The following is a 21,389-nucleotide window of genomic DNA, read 5'->3' on the forward strand; positions in this document are numbered from 1 at the left end:
ACACCCCGCGCGGCCCAAGAGGTCGCCCCGGGGCTCAGATCCAGCTGGTGAACCACATCCGGGCGTGCCAGTCGGACATCGGGATCACCTCCGCCGTGTACAGCGGCAGGAAGAACGCGAAGCACCCGATGATCGCCAGCACGATCAGCCCGGCCCCGGCCGCGCCCCAGCGCCGCCGGCTCGGCGTGCTGCCGGCCGGGCCGAGCATCGCGCCGAGCATCTGGGCGACGGCCAGGCACAGGAACGGCACCAGCACGACCATGTAGAAGGAGAAGACGGTGCGCTCCTGGTACTGGAACCAGGGCAGGTAGACGGCGGCGACGGCGGCCAGCAGCGCGCCGGAGCGCCAGTCGCGGCGGAAGAACCAGCGGTAGAGCGCGTACGCCAGCGCGAAGCAGGCCGTCCACCAGAGGAACGGGGTGCCGAGCGCGAGGATCTGGCTCGCGCAGCCGCCGGACGCGGTGCAGCCGCGCTGGCCGGGCTGGAGCTGCTCCCAGTACATCGAGACCGGGCGGCCCTGGACCAGCCAGCTCCACGGGTTCGACTGGTAGGTGTGCGGGGAGTGCAGGTTGGTGTTGAAGCCCCAGATCTCCGCGTGGTAGTGCCACAGGCTGCGCAGCGGCGCGGGCACCCAGCTCATCGACACCTGCGGCAGCGGGATCCCGAGGACGCTGTCCGGCGAGAGCCCGGCGCGGTCGTCGGCCCAGTGCCGGCCGTAGCCGCCGCTGGTGGCCAGCCAGCCGGTCCAGGACAGCAGGTAGGCGGCCAGCGCGGCGACCGGCATCGACAGCACGGCGGGCCACAGGTCGCGCCGGAGCGTCGAGCGCCGGGCCCGCCGGGCGCCGGCGGCGCGCCGTCCGGCCTGGTCCCAGAGCAGGACGAGGACGGTGAGGACCAGCAGCACGGGCGCGCCGGTCCACTTCACCGCGCAGGCCGCGCCGAGCAGCACGCCGGCGGCGAGCCGCCAGGGGCGGAGGCCGAGGCCGATCCGGTCGGCGGCCAGGCCGCCCTCGGCGCGGGCGGCGCGCAGCAGGTCGCGGGTGCGGTCGCGGTCGACCAGCAGGGCGCCGAACGCGCCGAGCACCAGGAACGCGGAGACGCCGTCGAGCAGGCCGACCCGGCTCATCACGAACTGCAGGCCGTCGACGGCGAGCAGCAGGCCGGCGACGCAGCCGATCAGGGTGGAGCGGAACAGCCGGCGGCCGATCCGGGCGACCATCAGCACGCTGAGGGTGCCGAGCACGGCGACGGCGATCCGCCAGCCGAAGGGGTGCAGGCCCCAGAAGTGGGTGCCCAGGCCGATGATCCACTTGCCGAGCGGGGGGTGCGCGATGAACGCGGCGGCGTGGCTGAGCGGGATGACCTGCGGGTCGCCGAGGATCAGCTGGTTGGCGTTGTCCGGCCAGGCAGACTCGTAGCCCTGCTCCCACAGCGACCAGGCGTCCTTGGGGTAGTACGTCTCGTCGAAGACGAAGGCGTGCGGGTACCCCAGGTTCCACAGCCGCAGCACCCCGGCGAACAGGGCGACCGCGAGCGGCCCCCACCACCGGTACCTGTCCTTCGCCGGTGCCGGGGGCACGACCTCCCGGTCCTGCCTCCGCCGCTCCGCCACCGCCAGCGCCATGTCCTCCCCGTCCGACCGCAGTTGACGACTTGTCCGCATTGTCCGCATCCTAGCCTGCGCGCGCGGGCGTCCGCGGCTCCCGGCCTGGGGTGCTCGGAGCATTCTCCCCCGGGCCCGCCGCGCGGTTACGGTTGACCCTCGACCAGGTCGAGGGACCAGGCTCCGTGACGTGGAGAGCACCATGCGCAGCATCGGCGAGACGGCCCGGGCCTGTGGCCTGAGCCCCGGCACCCTGCGGTTCTACGACGGCGCGGGCGTGTTCGTCCCGGCCGTCGTGGACCCGCGCACCGGGTACCGCTGGTACGCGGACGAGCAGCTGCCGGACGCCCGGCTGCTGGCCCGGCTGCGCCGGGTCGGGATGCCGCTGCCCGGGATCACCCGGGTGCTGACCGGCTCCCCGGCCGAGGCCCGGGCCGAGCTGGACGCGCACCTGCGCCGCCTGGAGGACGGTCTGACCGACGCCCGCCGGGAGCTCTCCGCCGTCCGTGCCCTGCTCGACTCCCGGGAGTGCCCCGTGCCGATGACCCGCCTGACCGTCCCCGCCCCCGCCCTCGCCGCCGCCCTGGACGCGGTGCGCTTCGCCGCCCCGGCGGACGCCGCGCTGCCCGCCGTCGCCGGGATCTTCCTGGACGCCGAGGACGGCGCGCTGCACCTGGTCGCCACCGACCGCTACCGGCTGGCGGTCGCCGACTGCCCGGCCGCCCTGGACGGCCCGCCCGCCTCCGCCCTGCTGCCGACCGCCCTCGCGGACGCCGCCCGGGCCCTGCTCGCCGACGCCGAGGAGGCCGAACTCTCCTTCGACGGCGACCACTTCGCGATCCGCGCGGCCGGCCGCTCGCTCTCCGGCGAGCGCGTCCCCGCCGACTTCCCCGACTACCGCCGGCTGCTCCGCCACGAGCCCACCCACCGCCTGACCCTCACCGCCGCCGAACTCCGCGCCCTCCCCGCCACCGACGGCTCCACCACCCTCACCGCCACCCCCGCCCACGCCCTCCCCGGCACCCCCGCCCCGACCGCCCTGCTGGTCCACGTCAACCACGACTACCTGCTGGAAGCCGCCGGCACCGCCGAACAACTCGTCCTCGAACTCGGCGGCCCGATCGCCCCCCTGGCCATCCGCTTCCCGTCCCGCGCCGACACCTTCTCCCTCCTGATGCCGATCGCCCGCTGACCCGGCCCCGGGCCGTCCCAGCCCGGCCCCGGCCCGACCCTGCCCGGGCAGCGCGGCGGGGGCCGGGAGCGTGCGGAACGCTGCCGGCCCCCGGGGGTACGTCGGGTCTCAGGCCGCCGTCTGGAGTTCCCGCGCCGGGCGCGGTTCGCGCTGCGGGACGGGCAGCACCCGGACGTTGTCCTGGGCGGGCGTGAGGTGTCCGCGCAGGCGGACGGCGAGGGCGACGATCAGCAGGGTGCAGAGCGCCATCGCGGCGAGGTAGAGCGGCCAGGTGCCGGAGCCGACCAGCAGGACGCCGACGGCGGGGCCGACCGCGACGGCGATCTGCTTCACCAGCGCGTAGCCGGCGTTGTAGGTGCCGAGCAGCCGACTGGGGGCGAGGTCGGCGACGATCGGGCCCATGGTGGGCGCGAGCAGCGACTCGCCGACGCCGAACAGGGCGTAGACGGCGACGATCGCGACCGTCGCGGCCATCGCCTCGGTGCGGACCAGCCCGGCGACCACGGCCATGCCCCAGGCGCCGAGCCAGACCAGTCCGGCGGCGGCCATCGCGGTGGTGCGGCGGCGGCGCTCGGTGATCCGGACGACGAACATCTGCAGCAGGACGATGGTCAGCGCGTTGGCGCCGATGGCCAGGCCGAGGGTGGACGGCGCGGTGCCGACGGTGTCGGTGGCGAACGCGGCGACGCCGGACTCGAACTGCCCGTAGCAGGTGAAGAAGATCAGCCCGGCGAGGGCGCACAGCCGCAGCATCGCCTTGTCGGCGACCATCGCCCGCAGCCCGCCGCCGCGCTTCGCGCCCGCCCCGGCCGGGGCGGGTTCGACGGCGGCCGGCGGCATCTTCGCGGTGCCGGTGACGGCGGCCAGGCCGAGGAAGGTGACCGCCTCGATGGTGAAGAGCCTGGTCAGGCTGGACGGGTCGGCGGTGTCGACGATCTGGCCGCCGACCAGGGCGCCGATGCCCATGCCCAGGTTGACCAGGGTGAACTGGAGCGCGAAGGCGCGGGAGCGCTCGGCGCGCCCGGTGCAGCGGACGATCATGGTGGCGAGCGCGGGCTGGCAGGTGGTGACGCCCGCACCGAACAGGAAGGAGGAGAGCAGCAGCCCGGGGGTGCTCGCGGCCTGCCCGAAGGCGAACGAGCCGACGGCGGCCAGCGCGGCGCCGGCCAGCAGCACCGGGCGCGGCCCGTACCGGTCGATGCCGCGGCCGGTGAACGGCAGCACGGCCAGCGCGGCCAGCGCGAACACCACGAACACGGCGCTCGCCGCCGCGGCGCCGAGGCCGCGCACCTGGTCCACGTACACGAACATGTACGGCAAGGTGAAGCCGCTGCCGAACGCGCTGAGCGCGTTCCCGATCTGGACGCGGCGCAGTCGGCCGCCCCTCTCCTTCACTGCACACCCCTCTTCACGCATCGAGCCGGGCCCCTCGCCTCGGCTTTACTCCGTAAGATTTCAGACCTAAAGTCTTACCACCCAAAGGCTATGTGGTCAAAGACTGAGAGGTCAAAGGCTTAACAACTGCACGCTGCGTGGGAGAATGGGCCCATGAGCACACGCAGAGCGGAGCCCCAGACCGCCACCGAGCTCGGCATCGCCGAACAGGTGGCCGTCTACCAGCGGGAATTCCCCACCGTGGACCCGCAGGTGGAGACCATCGTCTCCACCCTGTCCCGGCTGGCCCGCCGGATGAACGTGGCGTACGGGCGCCAGCTGGCCACCCTCGGCATCACCTCCGCCGAGTGGGAGGTGCTCAAGGCGCTGGTGTTCGCCGGCGCGCCCTACCGGCTCGGGCCGGGCGAGCTGGCCAAGCGGCTCGGCCTGACCCCGGCCGCGATGACCCACCGGATCGACCGGATGGTCACCGAGGGCCTGGTCACCCGGGACCGGGACGAGGCCAACCGGGTCCGGGTGATCATCGAGCTGACCGCCGAGGGCCGCGACAAGTGGCTGGAGCTGATGCGGATGGCCGCCGTCTTCGAGGCCGACCTGCTCCAGGACGTGGCCGGCGAGACCCGCCCCGAGCTGGCCGCCGCGCTGACCCGGATGCTGCGCCGGATCGAGGAGACCCAGCCGGACGCACTCGGCCGCACCGACGACCTGACCTGCTGACCGACCCGCCGGGGGCGCCGGGGGCGCCGCGGGCGCTGCGGCCGCCGGGGGCATCGGGCGGGCCGGAGAACGGAACGAGGGGCGCGGGGAGATCTCTCTCCTCGCGCCCCTCGCGGGGTTCAGCTCAGCCGATCAGCGGTGCCGGTGGTTCAGCAGGCGCCGTTGTCGGTCCAGACGCCCCAGGCGCCGCTCAGGCTCGGGTCCTCGTTGGTGGTCCACCACTTGTTGGTGTAGTAGTGGCCCTTCCAGGAGACCTTGGTCGAGGTGGCGTACACGGTGGCCGCGCTCCAGCTCGGGGCACCGGCGCAGGCACCGGTCGAGGCGGAGGCCGAAGCCGAGGCGGACGCGGAGGCCGAGGCCGAGGCGGAAGCCGACGCGGAGGCCGAGGCCGACGCGGAGGCGGACGGGCTGGCCGACTGCGAGGCGGAGGCCGAGGCGGTCGGGGAGGCCGAGCCGGTCGGGGCGGCCGGGCAGGACGCGGCGGAGCCGTTGGTCGCGGTCACCGTCTTGTCGAACAGGCCGGTCTGGGTGCCCAGGTCGTACATCGAGAACATGAACGAGCCGCCGAGGCCGTTGCAGTGCGCGTAGTCGAGCTTGGCCTGGATGGACTGGGCGTTCTCGCCGGACCAGAAGGTGGTGCCGTCGTAGAAGTAGGCGGCCTTGGCGGCGTCGTCCCAGTAGGTGTAGCTGGGGTTGTCGACGAAGCCGTTCAGCTCCTTGAACATCTTGATGCCGGCGACGCCGCCGGAGTAGGTGCCGCCGGGGGCCGGGGCGGACGCCTTCTGGAACAGGCCGTGGGTGGTGCCGGCGGAGACGCCGGTCCAGCCGCGGTAGTAGAACGGGATGCCGACGTTGATCTTCTTCGCCGGGAAGCCGCCCGCGATGCCGTACTGCGGGTCACCCACGGTGTAGGCCTTGACGGCCGCGTCCACCGAGTACTTGCCGTTGCCACCCGGGACCGGGTTCATCGGGTCGTTCGGGTTGGTGTAGATCGGGGCCTGGTGGTTGGTCGGGCCCTGGGCCTCCCAACCGCCGTGCATGTCGTACGTCATGATGTCCAGGAAGGTCAGGTACTGGCCGATCTTGTCGGTCTCGACCTGCTTGATCTTGTCCTGGCCGGCGCCGACCGCGGCCGCGAGGCCGTAGGTGCGGCCGTCGGTCTTGGTCTGGGCGTCGAGCTGGCTGCGGAACTCGGCGAGCAGCGCGGTGAAGTTCTGCTTGTCGTTCGGGGAGGCGTGGTTGCCGGTGTGGCCGTTGCCGCCCGGGTACTCCCAGTCGAGGTCGAAGCCGTCGAAGATGCCGGCCGCGGTGCCCGCGCCGCCGTAACCGCCCTCGACGGGCAGGTTGCCCTTGATGAACATGTCGACGCAGGACGAGACGAACTTCTTGCGCGAGGCGTCACTGGCGGCCACGTCGGAGAAGTACTTCGAGTAGGTCCAGCCGCCGATCGACATCAGGACCTTGAGGTTCGGGTTCTTCGCCTTCAGCTTCTTCAGCTGGTTGAAGTTGCCGACGATCGGCTGGTTCCAGGTGTCGCCCACGCCGTCGACCGAGATGTCGGCGCCGAAGCTCTTCTGGTAGTCGGCGAAGGAGTCGCCCGCGCCGTCACCGGCATTGGGGTCGTCCTCGTTCTGCGACGCGGCCTTGTTGGCCTCGAAACAGGTGCCGTTGGTCGGGTGGATGTTCGCGAAGTCGTAGATGATGTAGTCGAGCTTGCCCGCGGCGCCCGTGTCCTGCATCGTCTTGAGGTAGTACGCGTTCGAGTAGATCGACCACTGGTCGAAGTACGCGACCTTGATGCCGCCGCTGGTGGCCGGGGCACCGGTCGAGTTGGTCGGCGCGGCCTGGGCGGTACCGCCGGCGGTCAGCGCGAGGGCGCTGCCGAGCAGCAGGGAGGCCGCGGTGCCGGCCGCGAGCGCGGACCAGCCCTTCGGCCGACGGCGCGCGGGCGCCGCGGAGGAAACGGAACGAAGCATGGCTGCGTGACTCCTGGTTGTGGGGGTCCCGTCACGTCCAGGCACGAACCGTACGAGGTGGGGTCGCACGACCTGGGCATGACAGGGGAATCGAGCGTTGGCCTGCACAAACACCAGGTGCGGGTAAGCCGAACCGGCGCCGGTGGTCTAAACCACCGGCGCCGGCCCAGGGGCTCCCTGCACCTGCCAAGTAAAATGGACTAGACCAACTCGGGCGTCAAGAGCGGGTTCTGACGCTTACGCCACGCTTAAGGTTCGGTGTCAGGTCAGTACCGCAGCGCGTTCGCCACCACCGGGGTCACACCGCCCTCGAGCGAGCGGTTGCTCTCCGCCGTGGCCTGCGCGGACGCCCCCGCCGCCACCTCCGGCACGCTGACCACCACCGCGTCCAGCAGGTTTCCCGACGCGTCGTCGAAGTTGACCTGAATCGTGTACTTGCCGGCCTGCGAACCGTGGTTCGTGACGGTCAGCGGCACCGACAGCTTCCCGTCCGAGCCGGTGGTGGTCTTGCCCAGCACCACGTCGTCCTTCGCGTCCAGCCCGCCCTTCACGCTGGCCAGCGCCGAGGACGCGGCGGCCTGCGCGGAGGCGCCCAGCGAGGCGGCGGCCGAGCCGACCGCCGCCGTCGCCGAGGAGGCCGCCGAGGCCACCGCCGACTTGGCGCCGTCCAGCGCCGAGGACACGGCGGGGGACGGCGAGCCGTCCGAGGAGCAGCCCGCCAGGGCCGCGCCGCCCAGCAGCGCGGCGGCCGTCCAGCCGGCGACGGCCCGCATCGATCGCTTCATCAGTGGGGATCCCTTCGATTGGGTGGGGGGGTGGAGCGGGAAGGCGGGTCAGGAGAGCCCGGTGCCGTCCTCCAGGGCGGCCTCGTCGGCGGCCCGCGCCTCCCGGCGGCGGACCTCCTCCTGGCGGCGGGCCACCACCGCGGCGGCGCCCGCCGCGCTGGCCGCGAACGCCAGCACGCCCACCCAGGGGCGGGCCAGCCGGTGCCCGAGCGCGGCGTCCAGCGAGTAGCGGCCCGCGCCGGCCACCCCGAGCGCCAGGCCGCAGGCGCCCAGCAGCGCCGGGTACTCGTAGCCGCCGCCCTGGGCGAAGAAGCCCGCCGGGGCGTGCACCGAGATCGCGCCCGCCATCGTCCCGGCGACCACCGAGCCCGCGGCGGGCGTGGCCAGCCCGAGCGCGAGCAGCGCGCCGCCGCCCGCCTCGCCCAGGCCGGCGGCCCGCGCGCTGCGCTCCCCCGGCACGAAGCCCATGTGCTCCATCGCCTGCGCGGTGCCCTCGGGCCCGGCGCCGCCGAACCAGCCGAACAGCTTCTGCGTCCCGTGCGCGAACAGGACTCCGCCGACGGCTCCGCGCAGCGCCAGCAGACCGAGATCCTTGCGGTGCAGACTGGTCATGGTTGTTGCCCCTGGTGTGGAAGAGAAGACTTAGGGCCCATCCCAGCGCGCGCACCGGCCCCGATCGACCCGGCGAAGCCATCCGGGCGACGCCCGCCAGCAGAACGGAGCCCCGATGACCACCGCACCGCAGCCGCCCTCGTACGTCCTGCACGGCGAGCGGATCACCGACGAGCCCTCGCTCTGGGCCGAACTCGGCCGCGCCGTCGGGGCCCCCGACGGCTACTACGGCCGCAACCTGGACGCCCTCGCCGACTGCCTGCGCGGCGGCTTCGGCCCGGTCCCCCCGTTCACCCTGGTCTGGCAGCGGGCGATGGACTCCGCGCAGGCCCTCACCCGCCGGGTGACCGGCCCCGACGAGGAGGAGCGCTCCTACTTCGACGCGGTCCTCGACGTCCTGCGCCAGGGTGGCGCCACCGTCCGGCTGCGCTGACCCCGCATCATGGGCGCATGTCGGCGATCACCCTGAGCACCGTCTTCGTCACCTTCTTCGCCGTGGTCGGCCCGCCCAAGGTGCTGCTCGCCTTCGCGCAGCTCAGCCAGGGCCGCACCCCCGCCGAGCTGCGCCGACTCACCCTGGTCTCCTCGCTGGTGGCGGCCCTGGTCGGCCTGGTGCTGGCCTACAGCGCGGACTTCATGGCCGCGCTGTTCCACATCTCCGACCAGTCCCTGCAGATCGCCGGCGGGGTGATCTTCTTCGTCTACGCGATGGCCCTGGTCCTCGGCTTCCACCTCGGCGGCGGCGGCAAGAACGACGAGCACCTCGCCAACCCGCTCGCCGACGGCATCCGCGAACTCCTGCTCCCGTACGTGGCCAGCCCGCTCGCGATCACCGCCCTGCTGGTCGAGTCCCTCACCCGGGACACCCTCGGCTGGCACTCCACCGTCGCCGCGATGTACGTCGCCGTGATCGCCGTGGACTGCCTCTGCGTCCTGCTCCTCGCCCCCCTCCTGCGCGCCAGCCGCCGCACCTCCCTCGAAGTCCTCTCCCGCCTCCTCGGCCTCCTGCTCGCCGCGGTCGGCGTCGAGATGGTCCTCTACGGCCTGGAAAGCCTCGGCGTCCACCTCGCCGACTCCCAGAACGGCCACTGACCCCAGACAGCCCCCACCCCACCCCGCACCGCCCCCAAACCCCCAGGCCCGCCGCCAGGCGATCTCCGCCGCCCGAGCCCGCCGCAGGCGACTTCCCGCCGCCCCACCCCCGTCCGTGGATGCCCGCCCCGGCTCAGGGGCTGAGCGGGCGCCACGGCACCGGGCTGGACAGGATCATCGAGCTGGTGGGCTGCCCGTAGCCGCCCAGCCGGTCGGTCAGCCGCTCGAAGGCGGCCATGTCCGGCACGCCGACGAGCAGGGCGCAGCAGGCGCCGCCGGTGACCCGGTGGAGTTGGAGCACCTCGGGCCAGTTCGCGACTTCGGGGTCGCGCAGCAGGCAGCGCACGCCGTAGCACTCGACGGTGACCAGGGCCATCACCGCCGCTCCGGCCTTCGCGGGGGCGAGGTGCGCGTGGTAGCCGGTGATCACCCCGTCGCCCTCCAGTCGGCGGACCCGCTCGGCGACGGCCGGTGGCGAGAGGTTGACCCGGCGGGACAGCTCGTTGAACGAGAGCCGGGCGTCGCCCTGCAGTTCGGCCAGCAGCAGGCGGTCCACCGCGTCCACGGGCGGCTCCTTCGCGTTCGTGAGGCGGTTGCGGCCCAACGCGTTTCGAACGGCAGGCCGGGGCACCCGATCGGGTGGCTTCACCCATTCAAGATCAGGCCACCGGGACGCACAATGGGTGGCGCCCGCCGCACCCCGAGCGGGCGGAACCAAGGAGGCAACGGCCATGACCGGCCAGACCCACCGTCCCCACCTGCGGTTCGACCCCGAACGGAACGACACCGGGGCGACCGACACCGACGCGCCCACCCCCTACGCCCGGTACGCGCGGCTGGCCGAGCTGCACTCCCTGCAGCGGCCGCTCAGCGCGGAGCCGTCCGAGTACACGTTCATCGTCACCACCCAGGTGATGGAGCTGCTGTTCGACCTGCTGCACCACGAGTGGTCGGCCGCCCGGGCCGCGCTGCGCGCCGACGACCTGGGCACCGCGCTGGCCGCGCTGCGCCGGGGGCACCACGCACAGGACGTGCTGGTCGACTCGTGGGGGCTGCTGGCCGCGATGACGCCCGGCGAGTTCGGTGCTTTCCGCCCGGTGCTGGGCGAGGCGTCCGGTTTCCAGTCGGCGGCGTTCCTGCGGCTGGAGTTCCTGCTGGGCAACCGCAGCGAGGGCCTGCTGGAGATGTTCCGGGACTCGCCCGCCGCGTACGACGAGCTGTTCGCCGCGCTGCGCACTCCCAGTCTGTACGCCGAGGCGCTGGGCGTGCTGGCCCGGCGCGGCCTGGCGGTGCCGGCGGTGCCGGTGACCGCCCGGTACCGGGCGGATCCGGCCGTGGAGGCCGCCTGGCGGGCCGTGTACACCGATCCGGCGCTGGCCGACCTGGCCGAGCTCGGCGAGCGGCTGCTGGACACCGCGGAGCGGGTCACCCGCTGGCGGCAGCGGCACTACGCGTCGGTGAAGCGCACGATGGGCGGCAAGCCGGGCACGGGCGGCTCCAGTGGCCTGAGCTGGCTGAAGCACGCCGCCGAGCAGGACGTCTTCCCCGAGCTGTGGACCGTCCGCGACACCCTCTGAACGACCCGGGAGCAGCTGTGACCCCCACCCGTGCGCAGTGCGCGGCCCGCGACGCCGCCGACCCGCTGCACGCCCTGCGCGCCGAGTTCGACCTGCCCGCCGGGGTGCTGTACCTCGACGGCAACTCGCTGGGCGCGCTGCCCCGCCGCACCCCGGGCCACCTGGCCAGGGTGGTGGCGGACGAGTGGGGCGTCGGCCTGATCCGGTCCTGGAACGAGGCGGGCTGGTTCCACCGGCCCGGCCGGCTCGGCGACCGGCTCGGCGCCCACCTGCTGGGCGCCGCGCCGGGGCAGGTGGTGGTCTGCGACTCGACCTCGGTCAACCTGTTCAAGGTGCTGGGCGCGGCCCTGCGGCTGCGTCCGGGCCGCCCGGCACTGCTGGCCGAGCGGCACGCCTTCCCGACCGACCTGTACGTCGCCGACGGCGTGGGCGCGCTGCGTCCCGGCACCCGCACCGTACTGCTGGACTCCGCCGCGCAGCTGGACGCCGTGCTGGACGCGGGCACCGCCGCCGTCCTGCTCTCGCACGTCGACTACCGCACCGGCGAGCTGCTGGACATGGCCGGCCTGACCGCCCGGATCCACGCGGCCGGGGCGCTGGCGGTCTGGGACCTGTGCCACACGGCGGGCGCGCTGCCGGTCGAACTGGACGCGGCGGGCGCCGACTTCGCGGTCGGCTGCGGCTACAAGTACCTCAACGGCGGCCCGGGCGCGCCCGCCTTCCTGTACGCGGCGGCCCGCCACCAGGAGGCCGCCCGGCAGCCGCTGACCGGCTGGTTCGGGCACGCCCGGCAGTTCGACTTCGAGCCGGGCTACCGGCCCGCCGAGGGCGTCACCCGGTTCCTGACCGGCACGCCGCCGATCCTGGGCCTGGCCGCGCTGGAGGCGGCGCTGCAGGTCTGGGAGCTGGCCGACCCGACGGCCGTCCGCGCCAAGAGCCTGGAACTCACCGATCTGTTCCTGGAGTTGACCGCCGACCTGGACGTCGAGCCGGTCACCCCGCGCGAGCACGCCCGGCGCGGCAGCCAGGTCGCGCTGCGCCACCCGGACGGCTACGCGGTGGTCCAGGCGCTGATCGCCCGCGGCGTGATCGGCGACTTCCGCGCCCCCGACCTGATGCGCTTCGGTTTCACCCCGCTCTACCTCTCCCGCGCCGACGTGCACGACGCGGCGGGCGCGCTGCGCGAGGTGCTGGCGAGCGGCGAGTGGCGCGACGGGCGGTTCGCCCGCCGCGGCGAGGTGACCTGAGGCGCCGGGAACGCGCGGAACGGCCGGGGCCCGCGGGCCCCGGCCGTTCCTGCCGTCCTACCGGCTCACCGGTCAGCTGTGGCGGCCCCTGGCCCGGCGGGCCAGCGCGAGGACGCCGCCGCCCAGGCCGAGCAGCACCGCGGCGGCCCCGGCCGCCGGGGCGACCAGGTCACCGCCGCCGGTGTCCGGCAGCGGCGGCCCGGCCGGGGTCGAGGTCGACCCGGTCGGCTCGGGCGTGGTCTCGCTCGGCGAGGGGGACGGCGCCGGGCTGGTGCTCTCGCTCGGCGACGGGCTGGGGCTGGGGCTCTCGCTGTTCGACGGGGACGGCGAGGGGCTGGTCGAGTCGCTCGGCGACGGGGACGGGGACGGGCTGGTCGAGTCGCTCGGCGAGGGCGACGGCGAGGGGCTCTCGCCGCAGACCGGCAGGTCGCCGTTGAACGGGTAGTTGTGGACCTCGGTGCCCGCGCTGCCCTCCTGCTGCAGGCTGCCCGCCAGGTAGACCCGGCCGTTGGTGCCCGGGTTGGACAGGATGGTGGTGCTCGCCGGGTTGCCCGCCATGATCGAGCCCTGCCACTGGGCGGTGCCCTTGACCTCGATGCTGGTGGCGGTCGGGAAGTTCCACATCAGGTTGGGCCGCAGCGCGGTCAGTTCGTCGTCGTTGTTGCCGGTGCCGCTGCTGGTGTTGACCACGACGTTGCTGCCGGTCATGTTGACGATGACCGTCGCGCCGGCCGGGATCCCGGCGAAGTCGATCTTCCGGATGCCGCCGTCGGTGCCGATGTTCTGGCCGTAGTTGAAGACCTGCCGGGCGCTGGTGCCGTCGCCGGTGAAGGTGACCGTGGTGCCGTCGTCGACCACCGTGCCGGTCGCGGTCTGCTGGGCCATGCAGGACGAGTGGTCCTCGATGACCGGCGTCAGGTTGCTGAACGCGTCGATCGCGGTCGGGTCCTGGATCGCCTGGCCGTCCGGGGTGATGTCGTACAGGCCGGTCAGCGTGGTGCCGTACTTGAGGTTGCCCCAGAGCGCCTTGGGCGGCTGGACGAAGAAGTCGGTGCCGCCGATGAACAGCCGGCTGGGCAGCGGCTGCGAGCCGTCGATGGTGACCGAGCCGCCGACCGTGACGTGGTCCGAGGCGTTCGGCGGGGTGACCATCGAGCCGACGCCGACCACGCCCATGTTGAAGGCGCCGCCGTTGGCCTTGTTGATGTCGAGGTTGCCCACGATGGCGATCTTGCCCTCGACCTCGGCCGCGTTCTGCCGCACCCGGTAGTCGCCGCCGACGTAGACGCTGAGCGAGGCGTCCGAGCCGTTGAACGGGCCGGTGTGCGGCGGGTCCCAGGTGCTCGGGCAGTTGGGGCCCGAGCAGGGGCCGAGCGGCGGGGCCAGCTGGTCGGCCTGGCCGATCGAGGCCAGGGTGAGCAGCGGAGCGGCGGCGAGTGTCGCCACCACGGCGATTCTGAGCAGCGGGTTCTTGCCTCGGACGCCGGATCGCACGGACACCCCTCTCGTTGACGGTGGGTCAGCGGGCAGCAGACCTGACCAGCCAAGGGGAAACGGCGTAGCGTTCTCGGGCAGCCGAAGACAGACGCGCCGAAAAATCATTCGAACGGACTATTCTGATGGCGCGTCAACGAAGGCGACCGTCTGGAGAGGGAGAACCCGTGCCGAACACGCCGCTCGCCATGCTCGCCACCACCGCCGAGGTGCTCGCCCGGCCGGACGCCGACGAGCGGCTGCTCGCCGACTACGAGCGCGAGCGGCTGCGGCGCTTCCTGCGGCCCGCCGACCGCGACGACTACCTCGCCGCGCACCTGCTGGTCCGGTACTGCGCGGCCGCGCTGCTCGGCACCGACCCCGCCGAGGTCGCCTTCGGCCAGCGCTGCCCGGGCTGCGGCGAGGCCACCCACGGCCGCCCGTACCTCACCGACCGGCCCGGCACCCACCTGAGCCTGTCGCACAGCGGCGGCGTGGTCGCCGCCGCGGCCGGGCCCGTGCCGGTCGGCGTCGACGTCGAGCACCTCGGCCCCCGCACCAGCGACCCCGCCGCGCTGGAGACCGTCCTCAGCCCCGCCGAGCGGGCGCTGGTCCGCGCGCACCCGGACCCCACCACCGCGTTCCTGCGCCTGTGGGTCCGCAAGGAGGCGCTGATCAAGCTCGGCCGCACCAGCCTGGACGCGCTCGCCGAGCTCGACCTCTCGCACCTCCCGCTCGACCCGCCCGACCCGTCGGCCCGGCACCGCGACGGCGACCTGCACTACCTCGAACTCGCCACCCCCACCGCCCTGCTGGCCGCCGCCGCGACCCTCCCGGTCGGGCTCGCCGCGCTGTAGCCCCGGCCCGCCGGCGGGCTCAGGAGCAGCGGCCCTCGCCGTCGGCCGCGCCGAGGCCGTCCGCGTCCCGGCGGGTCACCGCGACGCCGTGCAGGGTGTCCGGCCGGCCAGGGCGCGAGCGCGTCCGTGTCCAGCACCGCCATCAGCGACAGCGGCACCCCCTCCGCCGCCGGCCACGCCGTGCCCGGCTCCCCGGCCGCCGCCCGCTCCGGCCCGGAAGCCGCGCCGCGCCATCGCGGCGAACCGCGTCCCGGCCTCCTCCCCCAGCCGCTCGACGCACGCCCGCGCCGCCTCCGCACCGTCCGCGAACTCCACTCCCTCTCCTGCGCGTTCCGGCCCCCGTCCTCCCCCGCCGCTCCGTCACACCGCCCGCAGCAGACCCAGCAGTTCGGCGTGCGCGCCGGGCGCCGCCGCGACGAAGGACCGGGCGGCGGGCGTCCAGGGCTCGCCCCGGGCGTCGGTGACGCGGGCGCCGGCCTCGGCGGCGAGCAGGGCGCCGGGCAGCAGGTTGGCGGGGTCGGCGCCGTACTGCCAGAACAGGGTGAGGTGGCCGGAGCCGACCCGGGCGACCTGCAGGGCGGTGGGGCCGAGGTTGCGGACGGCGGGCACGTGCGGCAGGACGGCGCTCAGCGCGGCGCCGGCGGCCCGGACCGCCTCCGGGTCGCGGGCGGCGTCCGGGGGCTGCGAGGTGGCGGCGACGGCGGTGGCCAGGACGCGGGCGCGGGGCGCGCACGGGCGGCCGTTCAGCCGGGCGCCGCCGCCGGCCGCCGCGGTGTGGGTGGCGCCCTCGCGCGGGGCGTGCACCACGGCGAGGACGGGGGCGCCGTCGCGCAGCAGGGTCGCGGTGACGGCCCAGTGCGGGAGGGCGCTCAGGTACTGGACGGCGCCGTCGGTGGCGTCGCACAGCCACCACTCGCCGTCGGCCGGCAGCTCGCGCGCCCACTCGTCGTCCAGCCAGCCGGCCCCCGGGCGCAGCGCGCCGAGGCGTTCGCGCAGTTCCCGGGCGGCGGGGCGGTCGACGGCGGCGAAGGCCGCCCGCGCCTCGGCGGGGGTGGCGGCGTCGAGCGGCTCGGCGGGCTGCCGGGCGGCGAGTCGGCGGCCGACCTCGCGCACGGCCCGTTCGGTGGCGTCCAGCAGGTCCCGCATGGTCGGCTCCTTCGTCGGCGTCGTTCCGGTGACGGGACGAGGAGTACCGTCGGCACGGCGGTTCGGGACGTCACCGCCGCCAAAGCGACGGAGACAGGACACCGATGGACACCGAAACGGCGGATCCGGCCGGCCTGCTGGACGGTCTCGACCGACGGCTGGTGCACGCGCTGCAGGTGGACGGGCGGGCCGAGCCGGGGCGGATCGCCGAGGTGCTGGGGGTGTCGGCGCGGACGGTCTCCCGGCGGCTGGGCCGGCTGTTCGGGACGGGCGCCGTCCGGGTGGTGCGGATGCCGGACGCCCGGGCGGCCGCGCTCGGCGCGCTGCTGCTGCGGCTGCGGGTGCCGCCCGGGCGGGCGGACCCGATCGCGCTGGCGCTGGCCGCCCTGGACGGGGTGCCGTTCGTCGACGTGATGCTCGGCGGGCAGGAGGTGTCGGCGGTGGTGCTGGCCGACGCGCCCGCCCGCGACCGGCTGCTGTACGGGCGGCTGCCGGCCACCGGCGCGGTGCTGGAGAGCGCGGCGCACGCCGTGCTGCACCTGTTCGCGGACGCCTCGGCCTGGCGCTGCGGCGCGCTGACGCCCGCCGAGGAGGCCGCGCTCGCCCCGCAGCCGCCGTCGGACCCGCCCGGCCACCCGACCGGCCACCCGGCCGGCCGGCCGCCGCTGGACGCGCTCGACCACCGGCTGCTGGACGCGCTGGGCCGGGACGCGCGCCGCTCGCACGCGGCGCTGGCGGGCGCCCTGGCGGTGCCGGAGTCGACCGTCCGGCGGCGGCTGCGCCGGCTCGGCGCGGCCGGGCTGCTGCGCACCCACGTCAGCGTGGACCCGCGGCTGCTGGGCGTCGGGGTGGACGCCAACCTGTGGCTGGACGTCGAGCCCGGCCGGCTCGCGGCGACCGGGGCGGCGCTGGCCGGGCACCCGCAGGTGCACGGGGTGCTGGCCGTCAGCGGGCCGGGCAACCTGACGGCCGCCGTGTTCTGCCCCGACCACGCGGCGCTGTACCGGTTCCAGACCGAGGTGCTGGGCCCGCTCGGGGTGCGGCGGGCGGAGACCGCGATCGTGGCCCGCGCGGTCAAGCGGGCCGGGATCGGGCTGCGGCGGTTCGACGGCCGCTGAGCGCCGGCGGGGGCGCGGTTCCCGCTCCGGCTGTCAGCGGGGCGCGGCAGACTGGGGGCATGTGCCGAAGCATCAAGACGCTCCGTCCGCCGATGACACCCGACGCCACGCCCGAGGACGTGCACGCGGCGGCGCTGCAGTACGTCCGCAAGGTCTCCGGGTTCCGGGCGCCGGCCGCGCACAACCGGGCCGCGTTCGACGCGGCGGTGGCGGCCGTCGCGGCCGCGACGGCGGAACTGCTGGCCGCGGTCGAGGTCCGCGGGGTCACGAACCGGTCGTCGACCCCGGCCGGATGACCATCAGGACCAGGACGACCGCCCACAGCAGGTTGAAGACGCCCGCCGTCATCGGCAGCAGCTTCAACTTGGCGGTGGCGCGGGCCGTTTCGGCGTCCTGGTCGGCGGTGGCGTCCAGCGCGTCGATGGTCGCCTGCTGACCGGGCAGCACGAACAGCAGCAGCACGCCCGCAGCGACGGCGGTCAGCACGATCGAGGCGATCAGCCAGGCGTTGCCGAGCACGTCCATCGCCTGCGCGGTGCCGATGCCGAGCAGCGGCACCGCGAGCCCGATCAGCGCGTACAGGTTGCCGATCCGGTGCAGCAGCCGGACCGAGGCGCGGGCACCCTCCTGCTCCGGGCCGGCCGCGAGCGCGGCCCTCGCCTTGCGCGGGAACATGCTGACCGCGACCGCGACCGGCCCGATGCACAGCGCGACGGCCAGCAGGTGCAGACTCAACAGGAACTTGGCCATCGCGGGCGCAACCCTTCACCACGACACGGAGGACGGAACTCCGGCCACGCTAGCAGCGCTTACCGGAGCCCCTCCGCGGGCCCCGTCAGGGGCGGGGCAGCACGCAGCCGGCCCGGGTGAGGTCGAGCACGTTGCCGGGCGCGAAGCAGTTGGGGATGGTGTAGGTCTCCTGCGCGTAGCCGAGGCCGGGGCGGATGGTGACCGTGCCGTTCTGGTCGACCTCGCAGGGGTTGTTGACCGTGCAGGTCTGGCTGTCCTCGTTGATGGTGTTGTTCACCGCGACGACCTTGCCGGTGGTGGCGTCGACGACCGGCGAGCCGGAGGTGCCGCCGATGATGTCGCAGCCGGAGGTGTAGCGGACCGAGTCCTTCCAGGTCCAGCTGCCCTCCTTGAGGCGGTAGGCGAAGCCGTCGACGCTGCAGGAGTAGATCTTCTTCCAGTAGCCGGAGACCACCTTGATCGAGCTGCCGGCCACCGGGTGGGCGGTGTCCAGGGTGAGCGCGGATATCCCGTAGCGGCTCTTGATCGTGGCGTAGCTGCTGCTCAGCCGGTAGAGGGTGACGTCGGTGTCGGTCATCGTCGAGTAGAGGACGCGGTTGGCCTTGACCGTGCCGAGGCTGCCGCCGCTCGCGTTGAGCAGGGTGAAGCCGCGGGTGGAGGTCTGGTTGGTGATGACCTGGCCGGCGGCGGGCATGCCGGTCTCCAGACAGTGGCCGTTGGTGAGGATCAGGCCGGGGTCGCTGTCGACCGAGTTCGGCATCCGGACCAGCGAGCCCGAGCAGTTGCTGAGCGCGACCGTCCCGGCGAAGTTCACCGCCACGGCGGCGGGGGCGGGGGCGGGGGCAGCGGCCGCGGGGGCGGCGGCGACCAGGGCGGCGGGGGCGGCGAGGGCCAGCGCGCAGAGGGCGCCGGTGAGCGGCTTCTTCATGAGGGTGCCTCTCGGAGGTGTGGGGGTGCCGCACGGGGGTGCCGCGCGGGGGTGCCACGTGGGGGACCACTGGGGATTCCCCTAAATTGGCGCGCCCATGACATCGTGTCAAGACCGCGACGTCCCCCGACCCCTCGCCAACTCCCTTGCCCGGCAAGCGGCGAGGCCCCGCCGATCGCTCCGTCAGACCCGCGGCGCGCCGATCAGGCCCGCAGCGCGCGGATCGCGGTCGGGGCGTCGCCGGGCGCGGTGGCCAGCTCCTCCCACTCCATGACCTTGTCGATGTCGGCGGCGGCCATCGAGATGTTGGTGACCCGCTCCAGGATCGCCTCGACCACCACCGGGACGCGGAACTCGGCGGCCAGCTTCTTGGCCTGCTCGAACGCGGGCAGCAGGTCCTCGGGGCGGGTGACCCGGATCGCCTTGCAGCCCAGGCCCTCGGCGACCCGGACGTGGTCGACGCCGTAGACGCCCAGCTCGGGGGCGTTGACGTTCTCGAACTCCAGCTTGACCTGGAAGTCGATGTCGAAGTTTCGCTGCGCCTGCCGGATCAGCCCGAGGTAGGCGTTGTTGACCAGCACGTGCACGTACGGGATGCGGTGCTGGGCGCCGACCGCCAGCTCCTCGATCATGAACTGGAAGTCGTAGTCGCCGGAGAGCGCGACCACCTGGCCGTCGGGGTCGGCGGTGGCGACGCCGAGCGCGGCGGGGATGGTCCAGCCGAGCGGGCCGGCCTGGCCGCAGTTGATCCAGTGCCGGGGCCGGTAGACGTGCAGCATCTGGGCGCCGGCGATCTGCGAGAGGCCGATGGTGGTGACGTAGCGGGTCTCCGGCCCGAAGGCCCGGTTCATCTCCTCGTAGACGCGCTGCGGCTTGAGCGGCACGTCGTCGAAGTGGGTCTTGCGCTGCAGCGCGGCCCGCCGCTCCTGGGTGCTCCGCGCCCACTCCCGGCGGTCCTTCAGCCCTCCGGCGGCGGCCAGTTCGCGGGCGACCTCGATCAGCAGCTCCAGCGCGGCGCCCGCGTCGGAGGCGATGCCCAGTTCGGGGGCGAAGATCCGGCCGATCTGGGTGGGCTCGACGTCGATGTGGACGAAGGTGCGGCCCGCGGTGTAGACGTCGAGGCCGCCGGTGTGGCGGTTGGCCCAGCGGTTGCCGATGCCGAGGACGAAGTCGGAGGCGAGGAAGTTCTCGTTGCCGTAGCGGTGCGAGGTCTGCAGGCCGACCATGCCGGCGTTCAGCTCGTGGTCGTCGGGGAGCACGCCCCAGCCCATCAGGGTCGGCACCACCGGGACGCCGGCCAGCTCGGCGAACTCCCGCAGCAGCCCGGCCGCGTCGGCGTTGATCACGCCGCCGCCGGCCACGATCAGCGGCCGCTCGGCGGCCTGCAGCAGGGCGATCGCCTTCTCGATCTGGATCCGGTTGGCGGTCGGCTTGTAGACCGGCAGCGGCTGGTACGCCTCCGGGTCGAACTCGATCTCGGTGAGCTGGACGTCGATCGGCAGGTCGATCAGGACCGGCCCGGGCCGGCCCGAGCGCATCAGGTGGAACGCCTGCTGGAACACGCCCGGGACCTGCGCGGCCTCCAGCACGGTGGTCGCCGCCTTGGTGACCGGCCTGGCGATCGAGGCGATGTCGACGGCCTGGAAGTCCTCCTTGTGCAGCCGGGCGACCGGGGCCTGGCCGGTGATGCAGAGGATCGGGACCGAGTCGGCGGTCGCCGAGTACAGGCCGGTGACCATGTCGGTGCCGGCCGGGCCCGACGTCCCGACGCAGACCCCGATGTTGCCGGCCTTCGCCCGGGTGTAGCCCTCGGCCATGTGCGAGGCGCCCTCGACGTGCCGGGCCAGCGTGTGCCGGATGCCGCCGGCGGCCTTGAGCGCGGCGTAGAAGGGGTTGATCGCCGCGCCGGGCACGCCGAACGCCACCTCGACGCCTTCGAGCTTGAGGATCTCCACGGCCGCGCGGGCGGCTGTCATGCGGGGCATCGGCTACTCCTGCCGTCGACGCTTCTTCCGCGATGCGGAAGAATAGTTTTGGAATGCGAAAGCAAGCTAAGACGGCCGCGCCGGGGCCGTCAAGGTGCGTTTCAACAAAACGTTGCAGCCCCGCCCGCCGGGCCCGACCCGCCGCCGAGCCCGGCTGTCCGTTTTTCACCACGCCCTGTCGGCCCAGCACCTCGCCCGCCTGCCCGGGGCGCCCGTACGGTCGATCCGACGACGGAAAACGCCAAGCGGCTGAACCCACCAGAGGAGACACGTCCACGATGAGCACCATCACCCTGTACGGCGCCACCGGCACCATCGGCTCCCGCGTGCTGGACGAGGCGCTGCGCCGCGGCCACACCGTGACCGCCGTGGTCCGCGACCCCGCCAAGCTGACCCGCACCCACCCGGCGCTGACCGTCGCGGTCGGCGACGTGCTGGACCCGGCCTCGGTCGCCGAGCACGCCAAGGGCGCGGACGTGGTGGTCAGCGCGGTCGGCGGCGGCGACGGGCCGGGCCACCAGGCGCTGATCGCGCCGTCCTTCGAGTCGCTGGTGGCGGGCCTGCGCACGCTGGGCGCCGACGCGCCGCGGCTGCTCACGGTCGGCGGCGCGGGCTCGCTGCGCACCCCCGACGGCAAGCAGGTCTGGGACACCCCCGGCCTGCCGGAGTTCCTGCTGCAGATCATGCACGCGCACGGCGACGCGCTGGACTTCCTGCGCACCGTCACCGACCTGCGCTGGACCAACCTCTCCCCGGCCGGCACCATCGCCCCCGGCGAGCGCACCGGCGCCTACCGCACCGGCCTGGAGGACCTGCTGATCGGCGCGGACGGCGAGAGCCGGATCTCCACCGAGGACTACGCGGTGGCGCTGCTGGACGAGGTCGAGGAGCCGAAGCACCTCGGCGAGCGCTTCACCGTCGCCTACTGACCCTCCC

21 protein-coding genes are annotated in these 21,389 nt (G+C 74.1%); 10 read left to right on the forward strand and 11 right to left on the reverse strand.

Going from position 1 to position 21,389, the window contains the following annotated elements:
• Positions 1-34: 34 nt before the first annotated feature.
• The gene (locus KSE_RS11910; RefSeq protein ID WP_231873161.1) at positions 35-1,663 is read right to left on the reverse strand and encodes a dolichyl-phosphate-mannose--protein mannosyltransferase; all 1,629 of its coding nucleotides are present in this window, start codon (positions 1,661-1,663) and stop codon (positions 35-37) included.
• A 130-nt stretch (positions 1,664-1,793) separates the two neighbouring features.
• On the opposite strand from KSE_RS11910, the gene KSE_RS11915 reads away from it, so the two are divergent.
• Positions 1,794-2,795, forward strand: a complete 1,002-nt coding sequence (locus KSE_RS11915; RefSeq protein ID WP_014135565.1) for a DNA polymerase III subunit beta family protein — start codon at positions 1,794-1,796, stop codon at positions 2,793-2,795.
• Between the two features lie 108 nt (positions 2,796-2,903).
• On the opposite strand, the gene KSE_RS11920 is transcribed toward KSE_RS11915, so the two are convergent.
• Positions 2,904-4,190 (reverse strand): MFS transporter, encoded by a 1,287-nt coding sequence (locus KSE_RS11920; RefSeq protein WP_014135566.1) that lies wholly within the window; start codon positions 4,188-4,190, stop codon positions 2,904-2,906.
• Between the two features lie 153 nt (positions 4,191-4,343).
• Here KSE_RS11920 and KSE_RS11925 point away from each other — a divergent pair, with 153 nt between their 5' ends.
• Complete coding sequence (locus KSE_RS11925; RefSeq protein ID WP_014135567.1) at positions 4,344-4,907, forward strand: MarR family winged helix-turn-helix transcriptional regulator; 564 nt, start codon at positions 4,344-4,346, stop codon at positions 4,905-4,907.
• Between the two features lie 149 nt (positions 4,908-5,056).
• On the opposite strand, the gene KSE_RS11930 is transcribed toward KSE_RS11925, so the two are convergent.
• The 3 genes from KSE_RS11930 to KSE_RS11940 form a co-directional block, all read right to left on the reverse strand.
• On the reverse strand, positions 5,057-6,883 hold the full coding sequence (locus KSE_RS11930; protein WP_014135568.1) for a glycosyl hydrolase family 18 protein: 1,827 nt from the start codon (positions 6,881-6,883) through the stop codon (positions 5,057-5,059).
• Between the two features lie 266 nt (positions 6,884-7,149).
• The gene (locus KSE_RS11935; RefSeq protein WP_197540709.1) at positions 7,150-7,668 is read right to left on the reverse strand and encodes a hypothetical protein; all 519 of its coding nucleotides are present in this window, start codon (positions 7,666-7,668) and stop codon (positions 7,150-7,152) included.
• A gap of 48 nt (positions 7,669-7,716) precedes the next feature.
• Positions 7,717-8,280, reverse strand: a complete 564-nt coding sequence (locus KSE_RS11940; protein WP_014135570.1) for a DoxX family protein — start codon at positions 8,278-8,280, stop codon at positions 7,717-7,719.
• A 115-nt stretch (positions 8,281-8,395) separates the two neighbouring features.
• Here KSE_RS11940 and KSE_RS11945 point away from each other — a divergent pair, with 115 nt between their 5' ends.
• Positions 8,396-8,713, forward strand: a complete 318-nt coding sequence (locus KSE_RS11945) for a barstar family protein (protein ID WP_014135571.1) — start codon at positions 8,396-8,398, stop codon at positions 8,711-8,713.
• A gap of 17 nt (positions 8,714-8,730) precedes the next feature.
• Positions 8,731-9,372 carry a MarC family protein gene (locus KSE_RS11950; protein ID WP_014135572.1) on the forward strand — a complete coding sequence of 214 codons (642 nt, stop codon included), beginning with the start codon at positions 8,731-8,733 and terminating at the stop codon, positions 9,370-9,372.
• Between the two features lie 133 nt (positions 9,373-9,505).
• Here the strand turns inward: KSE_RS11950 and KSE_RS11955 are convergent, their stop codons facing one another.
• Positions 9,506-9,937: an Lrp/AsnC family transcriptional regulator gene (locus KSE_RS11955; protein ID WP_033258059.1), complete on the reverse strand. Its 432-nt coding sequence runs from the start codon at positions 9,935-9,937 to the stop codon at positions 9,506-9,508.
• Between the two features lie 166 nt (positions 9,938-10,103).
• On the opposite strand from KSE_RS11955, the gene KSE_RS11960 reads away from it, so the two are divergent.
• Entirely contained in the window at positions 10,104-10,949 is an 846-nt protein-coding gene (locus KSE_RS11960) for a tryptophan 2,3-dioxygenase (RefSeq protein WP_014135574.1), read from the forward strand.
• 17 nt (positions 10,950-10,966) lie between these two features.
• Positions 10,967-12,196, forward strand: coding sequence for a kynureninase (kynU, locus tag KSE_RS11965; protein ID WP_014135575.1), 1,230 nt, complete (start codon positions 10,967-10,969; stop codon positions 12,194-12,196).
• 72 nt (positions 12,197-12,268) lie between these two features.
• Here the strand turns inward: kynU and KSE_RS11970 are convergent, their stop codons facing one another.
• A complete protein-coding gene (locus KSE_RS11970) occupies positions 12,269-13,642 on the reverse strand; it encodes a choice-of-anchor A family protein (protein WP_033258097.1) in 1,374 nt (457 codons plus the stop codon).
• 215 nt (positions 13,643-13,857) lie between these two features.
• Here KSE_RS11970 and KSE_RS11975 point away from each other — a divergent pair, with 215 nt between their 5' ends.
• Positions 13,858-14,526 carry a 4'-phosphopantetheinyl transferase family protein gene (locus KSE_RS11975; RefSeq protein WP_014135577.1) on the forward strand — a complete coding sequence of 223 codons (669 nt, stop codon included), beginning with the start codon at positions 13,858-13,860 and terminating at the stop codon, positions 14,524-14,526.
• Between the two features lie 360 nt (positions 14,527-14,886).
• Here KSE_RS11975 and KSE_RS11980 read toward each other — a convergent pair whose 3' ends face one another.
• Positions 14,887-15,672: an inositol monophosphatase family protein gene (locus tag KSE_RS11980; protein ID WP_014135578.1), complete on the reverse strand. Its 786-nt coding sequence runs from the start codon at positions 15,670-15,672 to the stop codon at positions 14,887-14,889.
• 104 nt (positions 15,673-15,776) lie between these two features.
• Here KSE_RS11980 and KSE_RS11985 point away from each other — a divergent pair, with 104 nt between their 5' ends.
• Both KSE_RS11985 and KSE_RS11990 read left to right on the forward strand, forming a co-directional pair.
• A complete protein-coding gene (locus tag KSE_RS11985; protein WP_014135579.1) occupies positions 15,777-16,790 on the forward strand; it encodes an Lrp/AsnC family transcriptional regulator in 1,014 nt (337 codons plus the stop codon).
• A 59-nt stretch (positions 16,791-16,849) separates the two neighbouring features.
• Positions 16,850-17,086: a DUF2277 family protein gene (locus KSE_RS11990; protein ID WP_014135580.1), complete on the forward strand. Its 237-nt coding sequence runs from the start codon at positions 16,850-16,852 to the stop codon at positions 17,084-17,086.
• Here the strand turns inward: KSE_RS11990 and KSE_RS11995 are convergent.
• From KSE_RS11995 to gcl, 3 genes are all read right to left on the reverse strand, one after another.
• On the reverse strand, positions 17,055-17,540 hold the full coding sequence (locus KSE_RS11995) for a membrane protein (protein ID WP_014135581.1): 486 nt from the start codon (positions 17,538-17,540) through the stop codon (positions 17,055-17,057). The two genes, KSE_RS11990 and KSE_RS11995, sit on opposite strands and share 32 nt — an antisense overlap.
• 85 nt (positions 17,541-17,625) lie before the next feature.
• Positions 17,626-18,468 (reverse strand): S1 family peptidase, encoded by an 843-nt coding sequence (locus KSE_RS12000; RefSeq protein ID WP_014135582.1) that lies wholly within the window; start codon positions 18,466-18,468, stop codon positions 17,626-17,628.
• Positions 18,469-18,671: 203 nt separating this feature from the next.
• Positions 18,672-20,453, reverse strand: coding sequence for a glyoxylate carboligase (gcl, locus tag KSE_RS12005; RefSeq protein WP_033258061.1), 1,782 nt, complete (start codon positions 20,451-20,453; stop codon positions 18,672-18,674).
• 278 nt (positions 20,454-20,731) lie between these two features.
• Between gcl and KSE_RS12010 the strand changes: the two genes are divergently transcribed.
• Positions 20,732-21,382, forward strand: coding sequence for an NAD(P)-dependent oxidoreductase (locus KSE_RS12010; RefSeq protein ID WP_014135584.1), 651 nt, complete (start codon positions 20,732-20,734; stop codon positions 21,380-21,382).
• Positions 21,383-21,389: the final 7 nt, after the last annotated feature.

It is taken from the genome of Kitasatospora setae KM-6054 (assembly GCF_000269985.1).
GTDB lineage: Bacteria > Actinomycetota > Actinomycetes > Streptomycetales > Streptomycetaceae > Kitasatospora > Kitasatospora setae.